The sequence below is a fragment of the Photobacterium sagamiensis genome (assembly GCF_050337085.1).
In the GTDB taxonomy this organism is placed as follows: Bacteria; Pseudomonadota; Gammaproteobacteria; order Enterobacterales; family Vibrionaceae; genus Photobacterium; species Photobacterium sagamiensis.
Genome location: NZ_JAKJSP010000052.1, coordinates 1 through 18,417 on the forward strand (window position 1 = coordinate 1; position 18,417 = coordinate 18,417).

Sequence of the window (18,417 nt, forward strand, 5' to 3'; positions counted from 1 at the left end):
TCCCCCACATCAAGGCATATTCCCAGGCATTACTCACCCGTCCGCCGCTCGTCAGCAAAGAAGCAAGCTTCTTCCTGTTACCGCTCGACTTGCATGTGTTAGGCCTGCCGCCAGCGTTCAATCTGAGCCATGATCAAACTCTTCAATTAAAGTTTTGTTGTTCCTTTCGGAACGGCTCAATGATTTTTACTGATTTTCTTGTTTCAACCGAAGTTGAAGCATAAATTGACTGTGCCAATATAATTACTCTGCAGTAACTACATCGTTTGGTCACTCAGTTCATTGATAAATCTTTCGACGAATCATTTTACGAGTGCCCACACAGATTGCATGGTCAAATTGTTAAAGAACGTTGTTATCTCGGCTATCTACTAAGTAGTTTGTCGTGACAACGGAGCGAATTATAGGGAGTCCCCGACAATCCGCAAGCCTTAATTTCATCAAAACGTTTGAGTGATTATTTTTTAGCCAACTACGACAAAGCCGAGGGTGTTTCATGCTGTTTGTCGTAGTTCAGTCTTTACCTGGCTAGTGGTCGAATAATGGCACGCATCAGCATGCTCTCCAACTTTTGCCAATAACAGCGGCCTTTCTTCTCGACACCTGTCTGTCGCATATGGGCAGCGAGTATGAAAATGACAACCTTGAGGTGGATTGATCGGTGAAGGCAACTCACCTTTCAATACGATCCGTCCACTGTTCCTTTGCCGGGGATCGGCAATCGGTATTGCAGACAATAATGCCTGAGTATAAGGATGGCGGGGCGAGTTATAGACCTCTAATGCATGCCCTATCTCCACTATTTTCCCCAGATACATGACAGCGACGCGATCAGATATATGCTTCACTACCGATAAGTCATGGGCAATAAAGATTAAAGTAAGATCCATCTCTTGCTGAAGTTCCAACAATAAGTTCAGGATTTGCGCCTGCACTGATACATCCAAAGCCGATACCGATTCATCACATACGATGAGCTTAGGCTTTAACGCAATGGCACGGGCAATACCAATACGCTGACGTTGACCACCAGAAAACTCATGAGGGTAACGTTCTGCAGCACCGACAGGTAAGCCGACTTTTACCAGCAGCTCTTTTACCCATAGTTTGCGTTCCGCAGGTTTACCTATGTTATGAATAATAAATGGCTCTTCAATTATCATTCCAACGGTATGACGAGCATTCAGTGATTCCGTCGGATCCTGAAAGATAATCTGCATTTCCTTGCGAAGTGAGCGCATCTCTTTTACAGATAAATGGGTAATATCGCGCCCTTCAAAAAAGATCTTACCTGCGGTAGGTTCAAACAGTTTTAATAGGGTTAGCCCGAGTGTACTTTTCCCGCAGCCTGATTCACCAACCACGCCCAGAGTCTCCCCTTGTTTAACTGAAAAACTAATCCCGTCTACGGCATACACCGTGTAGCCCTTTCTTAAGATACCGCCACCGGAAAAGAAGTATTGCTTAATATCTTCAACACGCAGTAATTCCGACATTAGTCTACCTCCTTCCAATGATGGCAACTTACCTTGTGAGATCCCTCTAACTGAGTCCAGATTGGGACAATGTCACGGCATTCATCAGTAGCATAGCGGCAACGAGTACAGAAGCGGCAACCATCAGGCATTTCATTTAACGGTGGAACGTTGCCCGCTATCGTATCCAGCTTTTGTTTATGCGCGGTATGCTGCGTCGGCATCGATTTAAGCAAGCCAAGCGTATAGGGATGCTTCGGCTTCTCAAATAAGGTGAAAATATCAGCCATTTCCACCACTCGCCCGGCATACATAACCACAACGTCATCACACATTTCAGCGACCACGCCTAAATCATGGGTAATGAAAATAATCGCCATCCCTGTTTCACGTTGTAGCTCACGCATTAAATCGAGGATCTGCGCCTGCACGGTCACATCAAGTGCCGTTGTTGGTTCATCGCAGATAAGGATATCGGGCTTACACGCCAGCGCGATGGCTATCATGACTCGCTGACGCATTCCGCCTGAAAGGTTATGCGGATATTCTGTTATACGTTGTTCCGGTGATGGGATCCCCACCTTAGCAAGCATGCCAATCGCAAATTTCAGTCGATCTTTTTTATCTAAATCACGTCGGTGTAATTCGAGAACCTCACACAATTGCTTACCGACGCTGTGCACCGGATTTAACGCTGTCATCGGATCCTGAAATATCATAGAGATGCGGTTACCCCGCATCGCATAGAGCTTTTCAGGTGGCAAATCGACAATGTTCGAGCCCCTATAAATAATCTTTCCACCAGCAACCTGCCCGTAAGGTCGCGGCAGCAGGCCCATGACGGACAAAGCGGTCACACTCTTACCACACCCAGACTCACCGACAATCCCTAATGTTTGCCCTTTCTTTACGGTAAAGTTCACACCATCAAGCACACGCACTACACCATCATCGGTCGTGAATTCCGTCACAAGATCGTTAACTTCCAGTAATACCTCATGGGTCATAACCGCTTCTTCCATGTCTATAGTTTATAGGTATCATCAATAACGGTGACAGGTTCGAAATTCTTACCCTTTTTCATGGCAGACAAGGTTTCTTTCTTCATTTTCTCGTCAATCCAGAATGTTGACAGATCTATCGGAGAAAACATGGCCTCTGTCAGCTTAGTCATCGCAGGAGTCGGATATTTCAGCCAACGCCAATACCCTTCCCGGGTGTACGGCACGATATACCCTGGAATGATCACACTCGCATCTGCAACAATCTGTTGAATTTGACGGGATATCGATCTCTTCTTGCCTAAATCAAATTCAGCCCGATAAGCCATGATCAGCTTATCCAGCTCTGGTGTGCTGTAATTAGTAAAATTATTCGTCTGTGGCTTGATGGCATTATCCGAGTGGAAATACTCCCAATATTGCGGAATATAACTGGTTCCCATGTTATGGAATGAAAGTTCATGCTTTTTCTCAAGCACATACTTAAATGCAGAAGATCCATCAACTAAATTCAACGTTAACTCTAGACCTGCTTGCTTAGCCTGCTCTTTCAGATAGGCAATACGCGGTGTATGGGCAGAATAGGAATAGGTCACGGCAAATATCAGCTTCTCGCCACGACTATTTACTCGGATCCCGTCAGGCCCTATCTGATCAAACCCAGCCCGAGCAAAATAGTCTGCAGCAAGATTCGGTTCAAACGGATCAGGCTTAATATCGGTATTGGTATATTCACCATGCCCAACACCGAGTCCATTCGGTTTACGGACATAGTCGCCACGCAATACTTTTTCAATCATGCCATCAAAATCAATGGCGAATGCCAGACCTTTCCGGACATTGATATCATCCAGATGAGGCTTGGCTGTGTTGATCCAGACTCCACCACTACCTTGAGGCACCTGGTTATACCCCCAGAACTTATTGATATAACCTTTCTGGTAAGGCTTACCATTCGATTTATCATGCCAAAGCGAAGGCATAATCAAACCAAAGGCATCGAGATCACCTTTTTCAAAATATTTTTGCGCAATATCCTGATCGCGGATCACTTTGATCCGGATCTTTTCTACGTTATAACGGTTTTTATAATACTTGTTAGAGTAGCCCCACCAATCCTGACCAACATGTTTAAAGCTAATGGATTTACCTTTTTTTACTTTATCCACATAGTATGGCCCCGATGACGGTTCAGCTTTAAAGTTATAAACACGAACGAAGTTGTCATCAACCCCATCACTGTTTTTGTCAATTTTCGGTTTATAAAAATGGGCTGGACGAGGTTGAATGTCATAAAGCGTCGTCATGAGATCTTCACGGTTTTTAGCTTTTGTCGACTTAATGACAATGGTGTGATCATCAATTTTACTCACTCCATCAACCTGCTCGGTAAAGTAATTGTTGTACCAAGGCGCCACAATATCTTTTGAACGCATTAACTGGACGGCAAATTTGAAGTCTTCTGCAGTAATGGGTTTACCATCAGACCACTGGGCATTAGGATTAATTCGAAAATAGATACTTTTGTTATCCTTTCCATAAGCCCATTCATTCGCGAGCTCCGGGATCCATTTATATGTAATGGGGTGTCGCCTGACTAAGTTAGGACGAGTATCTAATAACCACTGCCTGAAACTACCATTAGAATCGGGCCCAACGATCCTGAAAGTTTGTGGAAAGCTCTGAAGGTAGGTACGGAAAGTCCCACCGAACTGAGCATCACTCGACGCAAAAATAGGTTCATTCGGGTTTGATATCCACTCTAGATCATCAGGCAACTGTGCAGCATTAACCGTAAAGCCAAGTGCTGCTATTACCGCGAAGGCGGATAACTTTATTTTTTTATTCATTATTAACATCCTTGTTTGTACGGTAGACCTTAAATATAGCGTGTATATTTTTTTGGATCGAAAGCTTCACGAATTGCCTCCCCAATAAAGGTCACCATGACCAGCACCATAACAATGGCAGCAACAACAGAAGAAGCTATCCATGGCGAACCCAGATTAGATTTTCCCTGTTGCAACAGATCGCCCCAACTTGGTGTGGGGGGCATCAAACCAAGTCCTAAATAATCCAGCGCAGTTAACGCGGTAATATTGGCCGCAATGGTAAAAGGAGCCAGAGTCACAATCATAACCATGGTGTTCGGCAATATATGCTTGAACACAATCCTTGCCGTCGAAGCACCTAATGCACGGGCAGCCATAACATATTCCCGAGCCGACTCCTTATAAGTCATGGTACGCATGTACCAGGTCATCCCCATCCAGCCAAACAATACATTTATCGCGACAAACAGGGTAAACGTGGGCCGGGTGATCGATACCAGGATCATAATCACATACAGGAAAGGAACCATTGACCAGACTTCAATAAAGCGTTGAGCTATCAAGTCAAATTTTCCGCCCCAAAACCCCATCGCACAACCGACAGAAACGCCTATTGCATACGAAATCACCATAGTTATTAAGGCAAAGCCCATAGCAATACGAAAACCATAAAAAAGACGGGCCAAAATGTCGCGACCAATGGTATCGGTACCCAGGTAATGTTGATCTTCAAAGCTTGGTGCTGTTGGCGGGTATTCACCACTAAAATCCTGTTCATAAGGATTCCATGGCACTAACGGTAAAATAACAAAGTCATCACCATTTTGTTGCTCAAAAAGCTGCTGTAATTCTCTGTAATCAGCCTCTTTAGAATAGTTCAAACCAAAATCTGTCCCCGGCCTGACATCACTCATTACCGGGAAATAGTAGTCACCACTGTATCTGACGATTAGCGCCTGGCTATTGATCAAAAACTCGGCAAAAAGAGAGAGTATCAGCAAAAAAGACAATATTAAAAATGACAGATAACCACGTTTAATTTCTTTGAATCGCTTGATTTTTTTTAGTGTTAGCGGATTTATCTTCATCAGTCTAGGCTCCGAACTTCACTCGAGGATCAACAATAGCGACGCAAACATCAGACAGAATATTGCCAACCATCAGTAATACGGCATTGATAGCAACGATGCCCATAACAACAGGGTAATCCCGTTCCATGATCGATTCATAACCTAGCAAACCAACACCATCGATATTAAAGATAACTTCAATAAGAAATGAGCCGGTCATAAAAAACAGCAGGGAGTTACCAAAATGGCTGGCAACCGGTATCAAGCTATTACGCAAAGCATGTTTTCGAACGGCTTGTTTAAACGGCAGACCTTTGGCAATAGCGGTTCGTACATAATCTGATGACAAGTTTTCCATCAGGTTATTTTTCATTGTCATGGTTAGCGTGGCAAAATCACCAATCAAATAACAGATCAAAGGCAGCACAGCGTGCCACATAATGTCTTTTGCTTGATCGTAAACGCTCTCATAGTCTTCAAAGTCATCACCGACAAAGCCCCCCATAGGAAACCATTCGAGGTGATAGCCAAATATGGTGATCAGCAAAACCCCGACGACATAACCAGGAAGCGCATAGCCGACAAAAATCAGAATAGAAGAGCCAGAATCAAAAACACTGCCATGTCTCATTGCTTTGAAATAGCCAAGAGGAATGGAAATAAAGTAGCTGATAAAAAAGGTCATTCCCCCATAAAACGCCGACACGGGTAGCCGCTCAGCTATCATGTCCCAGACAGGTTCGTAATAACGGGTCGATTCACCAAAATCGAGCACGACTAATTTACCAAGCCAGTCGGTGTAGGCCTCCAGTGCCGGTTTATCTAACCCATAAAAAGCATTCAATTCTGCGATCTGATCTTCTGATAGCGCGCTACTGCCTCCCGGTGTTGTCATGGATGATGCTGCATCCCCCCGGGCCTGCATACTCGCTAACATTCGTTCAACCGGACCACCCGGCACAAAACGGGTGATGGTGAATATAAGAAGGGTGATACCAAGAAATGTCGGGATGACTAACAACATCCGACGAAGAAAATAGGACAACATCTGCAGACTAACTCCTTGTCTTCAGTAATGTAGGCTCCTGCCATTAATAATAACATTATCAATCACCATACAGAGCAATAGCAACGAACAACAACGAATATGTGAGAAAGAACAGTCACTATAAAGAATACCGATTGAATAAAAACCACATTGATGATTACTTTTTATTCTAGCGTATGGCGCACTCCGCGACTGTGAATTACATGCATCTGTACTTCTTCTGCCCCTGAAACCAAAAAACCCGGCCAATAAGGCCGGGCAAAAAGTAAAATGCAATTTTCAGCGAGGATTACCAGTAAACCCGGCCAAAAAACCCGACCAATGAGGCCGAGTAAAAAGAAAAAGGCAATATTCAGTGGGGATTACCAGTAAACGCGTGCACCGATAGCAAATGCACTGTCACCGTCAGTTTCCGCTACGCTAATAGCAGTGTCTGATCCTTTGTTGGTGTAACCCAGCGTACGGCCATCTGCATAACGATATTCAACATAGATACGAGACCACTTATTGAAGTGGTAATCAGAACCGATATAGAACAACTTACTATCACCATCTTTAGCATCGGATTTTGATGCATCCTGATCGGTGAATTCATAACCCGCATAGGCGGTAGCATTGTCAGCCCAGCTGTAAGTGCCGGCTAAGCTGTAGCCATTCTCTTTGATCTGCTGATCACTATCTTTATCTTGAAGCTCTGCATTGTAATAAGTAAAACCAATCAACGCTGCACCAACAGTATATTCTACCGTACCTTCAAAATAAGTATTCTCGAGATCTCTTGCTTCACTGTCTGTATTATCACGGTTCTGACCGCCACCAAGGTGGAAGTTAAAGCCACCTAAGCTTGTACCTGCATACAGCTCAGCCAGCTCCTGGTTGGTATCATCTTCAGACAGGCCATAGTTACCAGCAACCCAGAAGCTTTCGCCTTCATAGTTATACTTGATCAGTGAATCATGACGCGCACCAGAAAGCGTTGCGTAACGCAGTGCAGATCCACCGAAGAAGTAGGAGTAATCAGCGCCGTATACATCATCCGCTACGACCCACTGACGGCCAAAAGAAAATTTACCAAAATCCGTATCTACACCGGCATAATGCAGGCGGTTTTTCATCGCGTAATCTTCTTCCGCGGTGTCGTAGTTCAAACCAAACTCAACTTTACCGAACACATCCACGGTGTCGTTAAGCTTGTATTGCGCAAGAACGCCGGCACGAGAAGAACCAGCGTTTAACGTGACATCTTTGTCTTCAAGTTTTTTTACTTCAGTTCGAAGCTGACCGTAAAAGTTGGCGAATCCTTCGTCAGACTTAAAAATTTCAACGGCGTTTGATGATGCGGCGAAAAAAAGAGAAGGGATTGCTACTGCTAGAAGTGTTTTTTTCATTATACGTTCCTGTGATTTTATTATCCTTAACACCAAGCTCTTCCTGAACCTGGCCTGAACAAGCTAACAACAAGCCACCTTCATAGCAACACGACATAACACCATGAAAACAAAAGAAACCAATAGAACAACCTGCATTTCACAAAAAGACCACAAGGTTATTTCATGAATAATTTTTCATAGTGAAATTTCATACCAAACTAATTTCATCACCTTATTTTATAAAGCCTGATGAGCAAAAACTCTAGTAATGACAGTCTCAATAATATGCGCAAAGTGAATACCCATTCACTATTGATGAATGCATCAGTCAGGATTAATTATAATAAAATAGAATAACAACTTCTTTTTAATGCCTAATTAATCTAAAAAGGGAGGGGGATATTGGAACTTTTTCCAATAGGTGTGTCATTTTTGTCTGTTACCCATTGAGTTAGATGCACCCGTATTTCTTATACTCCCCCCCTGAAACCAAAAAACCCGGCCAAAAAACCCGGCCAATAAGGCCGGGTAAAAAGAAAAGGCAATGCTTAGAAGAAATTACCAGTAAACACGCGCACCGATAGCAAATTTACTTTCACTATCAACTTCTGTTGGTTTAATGACTGCGTCAGATTCTTTGTTACTGAAACCCAGGGTACGACCATCAGCGTAAGCGTATTCGGCATAGATACGAGCCCACTTGTTAAAGTGATAAACAGAGCCGATGTTGAATACTTTGCTATCACCATCTTTGATTGATGACTCTGATGCATCCTGATCAGTGAAAGCAACCCCCACATAAGCTGACGCGTTGTCAGCTAAGCTATAGGTACCGCCTAAACTGTAGCCATTTTGCTTGATTTCCTGGCCAGCTTGGCTTTCAAGTTCGGCGTTGTAGTAGGTAAAACCAATCAATGCAGCACCAACGGTATATTCGACCGTACCTTCGAAATACGTATTTTGAAGATCCGCCGTTATCGACTTTTCACTCTTCAGAGTTGTCAATGCGCCTGTAGCTGGATCTTTCACTTCCTCTATTTCATATGTACCGACGTTATATGCTTTATCGCGATTCTGCCCGCCACCAAGATGGAAGTTAAAGCCACCTAAACTGGTACCGGCATACAGTTCAGCCAGCTCCTGGTTGGTATCATCTTCCGACAGACCATAGTTAGCAGCAACCCAGAAGTTTTCGCCTTCATAGTTATACTTAATAAGAGAATCGTGACGCGCACCAGAAAGCGTCGCATGAAGCATTGCTGAACCACCAAAGAAATAAGAATACTCAGCGCCATATGAGTCATCCGAAACAATCCACTGACGACCAAAAGTAAACTTACCGAAATCTGTATCTACACCGGCATAATGCAGGCGGTTTTTCATTGAGTAATCTTCTTTCTTGGTGTTGAAGTTCAAACCAAACTCCACTTTACCAAACACATCCACGGTATCGGTAAGCTTGTATTGCGCTTGAACGCCTGCACGAGAAGAACCGGCGTTTAACGTGACTTCTTTATCTTCATATTTTTCTAGCTGAGTTCGAAGCTGGCCGTAAAAGTCGGCAGATCCTTCGTCAGACTTATAGATTTCAACGGCATTTACAGATGTTGCAAACAAAAGAGAAGGGATTGCGACTGCTAGAAGTGTTTTTTTCATCATACTATCCTGTAATTTTTATTTTCCTTAAAACCAAGTCCTTCCTGAACTCAGCCTGAACAACCTAGCAATAAGCCACTTTCTTATCAACGCAACATAAATCTATAAATTAGATCAAAATAAACAGAACGAACTATATTTAACAAAATTACCACAAGATCAATTGGTGCATAATTTTTCATAGCGAAACATCATGCCAAATTGAGCCTATCGCCTTGTTTAAAAGGCTAGAGGACAATAACCCCCACCATAACACCGCCTCACATATGCGCTATATTGAATAATTAGTCACAACCGGCAGATTGAAAGGTTAGCTCTCATATATCCAAATGATTTAACCAGTGGTTTTTTAATTCCAAATAGCTCTAAAAAAAAGAGTTTCAATTTAAAGTACTTTCAGTAAATGTGTCACTTTTGCCTGTTAGCCATTGAATTACAAGCATAAAAAAGGCCGCCCAAGGCGACCTTCTTCTATCGAGATTGAACTTAACGAGTGGCTAACCAAGCAGGTACATCTGCAACACTGTCTAACACAGCCGTTGCTAATAATTCACCTTGTTCATTGAGAGGCTTACCCGTACGAACTAAAACTTTCATTCCGACTTCCGCAGCTTCTGCAGCAATCATATCTTCCGCTTTATCGCCGATCATAACGGAATTAGCCATATCGATTTTTAAAAAATCACGAGCCGAAATAAACATCCCAGGCTTAGGCTTACGACACTCACAGTCCTGTTTATAATCACCCTGACCTTCTGTTGGGTGATGCGGACAATAATAAATACCGTCAAACTCAACACCATGATCGACAAAATTCCAGTCCATCCATTCTGTCAGACTCAGGAATTCATCTTCGGTATACATACCACGCGCAATACCGGCCTGGTTGGTCACCAGTACAAGCATATACCCCATTTCTTTGAGTTTTTTACAAGCATCAAAAACTCCTTCAATGTATTCGAAATCATCCACGGTATGAACATAACCATGATCAACGTTGATCACGCCATCACGATCGATAAAGACTGCTGGTTTGGCCAAGAGTTAGCCCTCTGTATTATTGCGTTAAGCAGATTATGGCATGCCAGAGACTGGTATTCACCTGTTTCCCGGTAATGCATCGCCTCTTCTATAAAAGAAAATAATAAAAAATAACATCTAGACGTCCAGACGTAAAAATAGCTATTGACTTAGCCGTCTAGACATCCTAGCATCACAGCAACAGAATATGATATAAATCAACCTTTCAAACCAAACGATTACAATATTAAAACAACAAATACCAATCGATTTATCTAAGTTCAGGAAGTTCGATGATAGAAATTAATAGAGTCAATAAAGTGTTCTATCAGGGTGAAAGAGCAATAAACGCCCTCCTCGATATCAACCTAACGATTGAGCAAGGTACCATTTTCGGGGTGATCGGCTCTTCTGGCGCCGGTAAAAGCACGCTGATTCGTTGCGTAAATTTACTGGAAAAGCCCACCAGCGGCCATGTTATTGTGGACGGTATCGATCTTACTCAGCTATCGAATCAGGAGCTGACATTAGCCCGCCGTAAAATTGGCATGATTTTCCAGCACTTTAATCTGCTATCGTCTCGTACTGTCTTTGATAATATCGCACTTCCTTTAGAGCTGGCCGGTGCACCAAAAACGGAACTCACGACGAAAGTCGACGAGTTACTGAAACTGGTTGGCTTGGCTGATAAAAGGGACACTTATCCATCCAATCTCAGTGGTGGTCAAAAACAGCGCGTCGCCATTGCGCGAGCGTTAGCCTCCGATCCTAAAGTATTGCTTTGTGATGAAGCCACCAGCGCACTGGATCCGGCTACAACCCAGTCAATTCTTGAACTACTGAAAGAAATCAACCGTAAGCTGAACCTGACGATTCTACTGATCACCCATGAGATGGATGTGGTTAAAAGTATCTGTTCTGAAGTCGCGATTATTGGCGATGGTGAGCTGGTAGAAAAAGGCCCGGTCGGAGATATTTTTGCCCACCCGAAAACAGACCTGGCACGCGAGTTTATTCGTTCGACGTTAGACTTATCAATACCAGATGATTATCAAGTGCGAATGACTGCAGAACGAGTGGCCGGTAGCTTCCCTCTGGTACGCCTGGAATTTACGGGGGCTTCTGTTGATGCTCCCCTGATCAGCCAGGTTGCGCGAGAGTTTAATATCGATATCAGTATCCTGAGTTCTGATATGGACTACGCGGGCGGCGTTAAATTTGGCCTGATGCTGGCTGAATTCCTGGGAACAGAGCAAGCAGCAGAACAAGCGATCGCTTTTCTGCACGATCATAAAGTAAATGTTGAGGTATTAGGTTATGTGGCTTGATTCTATTGCCAGTTGGTGGCAAACCAATGAACGTCTGACCTACCTGCTCATTGAAGCACTCGGTCAGACCCTAACTATGGTACTTGCATCCGGCATCATCGGTTTTGCATTAGGCATTCCTCTAGGTGTCGCGCTGCACTTAAGTAAAGAAGGCGGGCAACTGGAAAACCGCACCCTGAATAAAGTCTTGGGTATCGTTGTGAATATTGGCCGATCCATTCCGTTTATTATTCTGCTGGTCGCCATTATTCCGTTTACCCGCTTTATTGTAGGCAGCTCTATCGGCACCGCGGCAGCAATTGTTCCACTGACCGTGGGGGCTATTCCTTTTATCGCACGGCTGGTTGAAGGGGCATTACTGGAAGTACCATCAGGCCTGGTTGAAGCTGCTCAGGCGATGGGGGCGACACCGAAACAAATCGTAACCAAAGTACTATTACCAGAAGCACTGCCCGGCATTATTAATGCCATCACTATTACACTGGTTACGCTGGTGGGCTATTCTGCAATGGCAGGCACCGTCGGTGGCGGTGGCTTAGGCGATGTCGGTATTCGTTACGGCTACCAACGCTTTGATGGCACTGTCATGATGATCACTGTCATCATGCTGGTCATCCTGGTTCAGCTTATTCAATCTGTCGGCGATCACTTAGTGAAACGCGTCGATCACCGATAATCCAAAATTCTAAAAAAGTACACATTTTAGGGAATACCCCAGTCTAAGGAGAAGTAACATGACATTTAATCTAAAAAACCTTTTTGCTGTCGCAGGTCTGGCGTCTGCATTAGTTCTAACCGGTTGTGGCGAGAAAGAAACAGCCGCGGTTGATGCAAATAAGATCAAAGTTGGGGTAGCTGCGGGGGCTGAAGCACAGGTAGCAGAAGTGGCCGCGAAGGAAGCAAAAGACAAATACGGTCTGGATGTTGAGCTAATCGTTTTCACTGATTTCGTTGCACCAAATGCAGCACTTGAAGATGGCTCTATTGATCTCAATGCTTTCCAGCACAAGCCATACCTTGATCAACAAATCGCTGACCGTGGTTACAAGTTCGCCATCGCGGGTAACACCTTTGTTTATCCAATCGCGGCCTATTCTAACCAAGTAAAATCAATTGATGAGCTAAAAGACGGTGATCAAATTGCGGTACCGAATGATCCGACAAACCTCGGACGTTCACTACTGCTACTTCAACAACAAGGCCTGATCACCCTGAAAGAAGGTGTGGGTCTAACGGCAACCGCACTGGATATTATTGGTAATGAGAAAAACCTGAAAATTATTGAATTGGAAGCAGCCCAGCTACCGCGCTCTCTTGACGATGTTCAGCTTGCAATCATCAACACTACGTACTCAAGCAGTATCAACCTGACTCCAGAGCGTGACGGTGTATTCGTTGAAGACAAAGAATCACCATACGTGAACCTGATTGTGGCCCGTGAAGACAATGTTGATGCTGAGAATGTAAAAACGTTCGTTAAAGCATATCAGTCAGAAGCCGTTTACGCAGCGGCACAAGAGATCTTCCAGGGTGGCGTAGTCAAAGGCTGGTGATTCCATCAAACAACAGATTGTTCAGAGCCTCAGACATTAGTCTGGGGCTTTTTTTATGGTATAAACCCCAAATAATTGAAATGCAGCAAGGCCAAACCTTTATGTCATACAACATTGAGCCTATTGGTGTTATTCGCTCACCCTACAAAGAAAAGTTTGCGGTGCCACGCCAACCCGGTTTAGTTCCCAGTGCCCGTTCTGAAATTGTGCTGCAAGGTGAAGCCAATGCTCTCGAAGCCGTCAGAGGCATCGAACAGTTCAGTCATTTGTGGCTGCTATTTTTGTTTGATCAGAATCTGGAAGCAGGATGGCGTCCAACCGTTCGCCCTCCCCGCTTAGGGGGAAACGAGCGTATTGGTGTATTTGCCAGTCGTGCGACCTTTCGCCCGAATGGTATTGGTATGTCAGCGGTTGAGTTAAAAGGCATTCGCCAACAAGGTGGTCATGTGATCATCGAGCTCGGTGGCGTCGACTTAGTTGATGGCACCCCGATTGTTGATATCAAGCCATACGTACCGTATTCCGACAGCCTGCCTGATGCACTGGGTGGGTTTGCCTCTGAACAGCCAGAGACCCTGAACGTGGTATTCAGTGATACCGCAATAGATAAGCTCCAGAGTGAGCATGGTCGCTACCAGCAGAACGTTATTGCCGAGGTATTAGCCCAAGATCCCCGACCTGCTTATAAAAAAGGCAAAACAGACAGCAAGGAATATGCAGTGCACTTGTTTAATTTCAATGTCAGATTTACTGTTAATCATGAACAAGTCACAGTTACTGCGCTAGAATCTATTGGTGATTGATCCCGCGAGCAATTGATCTCTTTGGCGAATAGTGAATACCACCAAATTGTTCCGCTTGCTATAAGCTGGTAATATATCGCCCTTCACTTAAAATTCATCAACCAACGGATACCATCAATGCGTACCAGTAAATATCTTCTTTCCACCCTGAAGGAGACTCCAAACGACGCAGAAGTTATTAGCCACCAGCTAATGCTACGTGCAGGTATGATCCGTAAGCTGGCTTCAGGTCTTTATACCTGGCTACCTACAGGTCTGCGTGTTCTGCGTAAGGTCGAAAACATTGTTCGCGAAGAAATGAACAATGCAGGTGCAGTCGAAATGATTATGCCCGTCGTTCAGCCTTCTGATCTATGGCAAGAGACTGGTCGCTGGGACAAATTTGGCCCCGAACTGCTTCGTATCGCTGACCGCCATGGCCGTCCGTTTGTATTAGGTCCGACTCACGAAGAAGTGATCACGGACATGGTTCGCAACGAAGTTAAATCTTATAAGCAGCTTCCTCTGAACCTGTACCAGATCCAGACAAAATTCCGTGACGAAGTTCGTCCGCGCTTTGGTGTGATGCGCTCTCGTGAGTTCATCATGAAAGATGCTTACTCGTTCCACCTGGACAAAGAAAGCCTGGTGGAAACCTACGAGATTATGTATCAGGCATACTGCAATGTATTTAGCCGTATGGGCTTGGATTTCCGCCCAGTATTGGCTGATACGGGTTCTATCGGCGGTTCTGGCTCTCACGAGTTCCACGTGCTGGCCGAAAGCGGCGAAGACTTAATTGCCTTCTCGACTGAATCTGATTACGCAGCGAATATCGAGAAAGCTGAAGCCGTTGCACCAACCGCTGAGCGTGCAGCACCAACAACAGAAATGACGTTGGTTGACACACCGAATGCAAAAACCATCGCAGAGTTGGTTGAGCAACACGGTATCGCTATCGACAAAACAGTGAAAACCCTGTTTGTTAAAGCCTCTGACGAGGTGGATGCTGATATCATCGGTCTGATCATTCGCGGTGATCACGAACTAAATGAAATCAAAGCAGAAAACTTGAAAGAAGTGGCATCTCCACTAGAAATGGCAACGGAAGAAGAAATCCGTGCATTGATCGGTGCAGGCCCAGGTTCATTAGGTCCTGTTGGTCTTAAACTGCCATTCATCGTTGACCGTACCGTTGCCGTCATGAGTGACTTTGGTGCTGGCGCAAATATCGACGACAAACACTACTTCGGTATCAACTGGGGTCGTGATGTTGAGCTGGGTCAGGTAGAAGATCTACGTAACGTTGTTGAAGGTGATCCAAGCCCTTGTGGTCAAGGTACCCTGCAGCTTAAGCGTGGTATTGAAGTGGGTCACATCTTCCAGCTTGGTAATAACTACTCCACCTCTATGAACGCAGCCGTTCTTGGCCCTGATGGTAAAAACACCATTATGGAAATGGGTTGTTACGGTATTGGCTGTACCCGTGTTGTGGCTGCAGCTATCGAACAGAATCACGATGACAGCGGTATTATCTGGCCGGCAGCCATTGCGCCGTTCCAGGTAGCTATCGTGCCGATGAACATGGCGAAGTCTGAAGAAGTGAAAGAAGCGGCAGAGAAACTGTACGCTGAACTTACCGCAGCAGGCATCGAAGTCTTGTTTGATGATCGAAAAGAACGCCCGGGTGTCATGTTTAAAGACATGGAGCTAATCGGTGTTCCACACACAATCGTTATCGGTAACCGCAGCCTTGAAAATGGCGAAGTGGAATACAAAAACCGTCGCGATGGCAGTAAAGTCGGTGTCCCTGTTGCAGAAGCAGTCGAACTGATCAAGCAAAAGCTGGCTTAATCCGCAGCATCATCTCAAATTTTAAAGCCTCCCTCGCGGAGGCTTTTTATTTTCCGCTAACTCAAACTCAGCTCATTAAACATCCAAATTTCACTTTATCATTATTCAACTCAGTACGTTTAGCTATATAGTTAAGTAGTAACTAAACATAATCTTATAGAAGTTTTCTTAACCTACGTAACGATTTAGCTCGCAGCCATTTTATACCAGAGCAAAGAGGAAGCGCGCCTGTTTTTATGCAACAGAGCATAAGCATTAATGAGCACTCCCGATACTGTTATTGTATGAAATAGCAAAGAGATGGAGTGTTACAAGAGGGCAGATTGCATGGCAACGGATAAGCCTAAAATCAGCTTATTACTGACCGGTGGCGGCGCGCGAGCGGCTTACCAGGTTGGGGTACTAAAGGCGATTGCTGAGTGGTACCCCAGGGTACACCACAGCCCGTTTTCCATCTATTGTGGTACTTCGGCTGGTGCTATCAATGCCATTTCAATTGCCTGTTATGCCTCTTGCTTCCGCCTTGGGGTCAAGAAACTGGAATGGATTTGGGCGCAATTACATAGCAGAAGGGTGTTCAGTGCCAGCTCTTATGGCATGACAAGCTACCTGGCTAAACAATGGTTTGCACGATTACAAGCCGACTATCATGAACGCCCGCCTTTTGGCCTGCTAAATAACCGTCCTTTGCGTCACCTGCTTAATCAGGTCAATAACTATGAACGGCTAGAAAAACAAATTTTAGCCGGCAACCTTCATGGTATATCGATCACCGCGTCGAGCTACAAGAGCGGGGTCTCTGTCAGCTTTTTCCAAGGGCAAGAGGAACTGACTGAATGGGATCGGGCTAAATCTAAAGGTCGGCGTGCCTTAATTTCCACTGAACATCTGTTGGCTTCTTCTGCGATCCCTCTGGTTTTTCCTGCTACTCGTATTGGCCAGACCTATTATGGTGACGGATCGATTCACCAGCTTGCTCCCCTTCGCCCTTCACTGAAAATGGGGGCTGATAAAATTTTGATCATTAATTTAATCAACCAGAAAATCAATGAAAGGGATCATACCAAAGCACCAGGGCTGGCATCACTGGGCGGACACCTGATGGATACCATTTTCAGTGATACCCTAGCCGCCGACCTGGAAAATTTATCACGGACAAACACGATTTTTCAGACTCTGTCAGAAAAAGAGCGGCAACAATTAAAACTCAAATACGTCGACTATATTCACCTTTCACCGAGCCAATCATTTGAGCCATTGGCTCAGGAATATTATTGCCATATGCCGCCAATGACCCGCGCTTTGATGCGATTAGCCGGGATCAGCCCCAGAGATGATGCCGCAATCACCAGCTATATCTTGTTTGAACCTGAATATATTCATGCACTAATCGATATGGGTTATCAGGATGCTTTAGAACAAGAGACGATCCTCCGCAATTTTCTGAAATAAAATCAGTGAATTATTGAAAAAACAAAGATCTAAATGTTGATTTGGCTTAATAATTGCCTATAGTTAAGCACTTAACATTTTTATGACGCTGTTATGGATCCGATTCTCTGGGATAAAATTTTTGCAGACGAGCGAAAACCAAGGGCTAAGCCGCTTGGGGCTGATCAGCGCTTGCTAATGCTGCAAAAATTGCAAGGAAAATTAGATCTTGGATTATTGTTCGAGATTTTCACCCGCGAAATTGAAAAACAGATCGATATCAGCCGTCTGATTTGGGATTTTGATGATACCTGTACTCTGATACGCAGAGGAAAATCAACCGAATTCCGTCAAACTTTTGTCCTTCGTTTTGGCGACATTGAACTTGGTACACTGCAATACAGCACCCCTTACAAATTAGACAAAGACGAAATTAATCTACTCCATACCTATCACCGCCTTTTTGCCGGTCCGCTTACCAATGCGCTCGAATACCGTCGCGTCAAAAATATGGCAATGAGTGACTACTTATCAGGTCTTGGCAACCGTACCAGCTTTGAGCAAGACATACAGCATGCCATCGCGATGAGCGAACGCAGGAATGTCGGCCTGGTTGTATTGCTCTTCGATCTGGATAATTTCAAACAAGTGAATGATCGTTTTGGTCATTTAGACGGCGATAAAGTGATCCGCCGCTTTGCTATGGTGTTAAAGCAATCTGTCCGTGCATCAGACCGTTGCTACCGAATAGGTGGAGATGAATTTATTATGATCCTTCAGCCTGCAACGGCGGAATCTGCGCAGAAAGTCACAAGGCGAGTGCAGCAGTTAACCATTGAAGACCCGACCCTGCGCACCCTCAAGATCGGTTCTTCTTTTGGTTATGCCCAGTACAACAAAGGTGATACGGCCACCTCCATGATTGATCGTGCCGACCGCCAGCTCTATAAGCAAAAGCGCAATAAATAACCAGCCTGCCAAGAACCTTGCTCTGAAC

The 18,417-nt window shown here is 44.6% G+C and carries 15 protein-coding genes and 1 rRNA gene; 7 read left to right on the plus strand and 9 right to left on the minus strand.

Going from position 1 to position 18,417, the window contains the following annotated elements; all coding sequences use genetic code 11:
- The 9 genes from L4D76_RS21890 to gmhB form a co-directional block, all read right to left on the minus strand.
- Positions 1–149, minus strand: a 16S ribosomal RNA gene (locus tag L4D76_RS21890); the annotation flags it as partial.
- Between the two features lie 345 nt (positions 150–494).
- Positions 495–1,496 (minus strand): ABC transporter ATP-binding protein, encoded by a 1,002-nt coding sequence (locus L4D76_RS21895; protein WP_428442999.1) that lies wholly within the window; start codon positions 1,494–1,496, stop codon positions 495–497.
- Positions 1,496–2,482 carry an ABC transporter ATP-binding protein gene (locus L4D76_RS21900; protein WP_428443000.1) on the minus strand — a complete coding sequence of 329 codons (987 nt, stop codon included), beginning with the start codon at positions 2,480–2,482 and terminating at the stop codon, positions 1,496–1,498. Before L4D76_RS21900 ends, L4D76_RS21895 begins: the two co-directional genes overlap by 1 nt.
- A 17-nt stretch (positions 2,483–2,499) precedes the next feature.
- Positions 2,500–4,326 carry an extracellular solute-binding protein gene (locus L4D76_RS21905; protein WP_428443001.1) on the minus strand — a complete coding sequence of 609 codons (1,827 nt, stop codon included), beginning with the start codon at positions 4,324–4,326 and terminating at the stop codon, positions 2,500–2,502.
- Positions 4,327–4,355: 29 nt separating this feature from the next.
- Positions 4,356–5,399: an ABC transporter permease gene (locus L4D76_RS21910; protein ID WP_428443039.1), complete on the minus strand. Its 1,044-nt coding sequence runs from the start codon at positions 5,397–5,399 to the stop codon at positions 4,356–4,358.
- A 1-nt stretch (position 5,400) separates the two neighbouring features.
- Positions 5,401–6,426: an ABC transporter permease subunit gene (locus L4D76_RS21915; protein ID WP_428443002.1), complete on the minus strand. Its 1,026-nt coding sequence runs from the start codon at positions 6,424–6,426 to the stop codon at positions 5,401–5,403.
- Between the two features lie 362 nt (positions 6,427–6,788).
- Positions 6,789–7,814 (minus strand): porin, encoded by a 1,026-nt coding sequence (locus L4D76_RS21920; protein WP_428443003.1) that lies wholly within the window; start codon positions 7,812–7,814, stop codon positions 6,789–6,791.
- A gap of 540 nt (positions 7,815–8,354) precedes the next feature.
- Positions 8,355–9,452: a porin gene (locus L4D76_RS21925; RefSeq protein ID WP_428443004.1), complete on the minus strand. Its 1,098-nt coding sequence runs from the start codon at positions 9,450–9,452 to the stop codon at positions 8,355–8,357.
- 486 nt (positions 9,453–9,938) lie between these two features.
- Entirely contained in the window at positions 9,939–10,493 is a 555-nt protein-coding gene (gene gmhB, locus L4D76_RS21930; protein ID WP_428443005.1) for a D-glycero-beta-D-manno-heptose 1,7-bisphosphate 7-phosphatase, read from the minus strand.
- 272 nt (positions 10,494–10,765) lie between these two features.
- Between gmhB and metN the strand changes: the two genes are divergently transcribed.
- The 7 genes from metN to L4D76_RS21965 all read left to right on the plus strand — a co-directional run bounded on the left by metN (position 10,766) and on the right by L4D76_RS21965 (position 18,389).
- Positions 10,766–11,800 carry a methionine ABC transporter ATP-binding protein MetN gene (gene metN, locus L4D76_RS21935; RefSeq protein ID WP_428443006.1) on the plus strand — a complete coding sequence of 345 codons (1,035 nt, stop codon included), beginning with the start codon at positions 10,766–10,768 and terminating at the stop codon, positions 11,798–11,800.
- Positions 11,790–12,476, plus strand: a complete 687-nt coding sequence (locus L4D76_RS21940; protein ID WP_428443007.1) for a methionine ABC transporter permease — start codon at positions 11,790–11,792, stop codon at positions 12,474–12,476. Before metN ends, L4D76_RS21940 begins: the two co-directional genes overlap by 11 nt.
- Positions 12,477–12,534: 58 nt before the next feature.
- On the plus strand, positions 12,535–13,353 hold the full coding sequence (metQ, locus tag L4D76_RS21945; RefSeq protein ID WP_428443008.1) for a methionine ABC transporter substrate-binding lipoprotein MetQ: 819 nt from the start codon (positions 12,535–12,537) through the stop codon (positions 13,351–13,353).
- Between the two features lie 101 nt (positions 13,354–13,454).
- The gene (gene tsaA, locus L4D76_RS21950) at positions 13,455–14,156 is read left to right on the plus strand and encodes a tRNA (N6-threonylcarbamoyladenosine(37)-N6)-methyltransferase TrmO (RefSeq protein ID WP_428443009.1); all 702 of its coding nucleotides are present in this window, start codon (positions 13,455–13,457) and stop codon (positions 14,154–14,156) included.
- A gap of 117 nt (positions 14,157–14,273) precedes the next feature.
- Entirely contained in the window at positions 14,274–15,989 is a 1,716-nt protein-coding gene (locus tag L4D76_RS21955) for a proline--tRNA ligase (protein ID WP_428443010.1), read from the plus strand.
- 327 nt (positions 15,990–16,316) lie between these two features.
- Positions 16,317–17,441 (plus strand): patatin-like phospholipase family protein, encoded by a 1,125-nt coding sequence (locus L4D76_RS21960; RefSeq protein WP_428443011.1) that lies wholly within the window; start codon positions 16,317–16,319, stop codon positions 17,439–17,441.
- 93 nt (positions 17,442–17,534) lie between these two features.
- Positions 17,535–18,389, plus strand: coding sequence for a GGDEF domain-containing protein (locus tag L4D76_RS21965; RefSeq protein WP_428443012.1), 855 nt, complete (start codon positions 17,535–17,537; stop codon positions 18,387–18,389).
- Positions 18,390–18,417 lie beyond the last annotated feature (28 nt).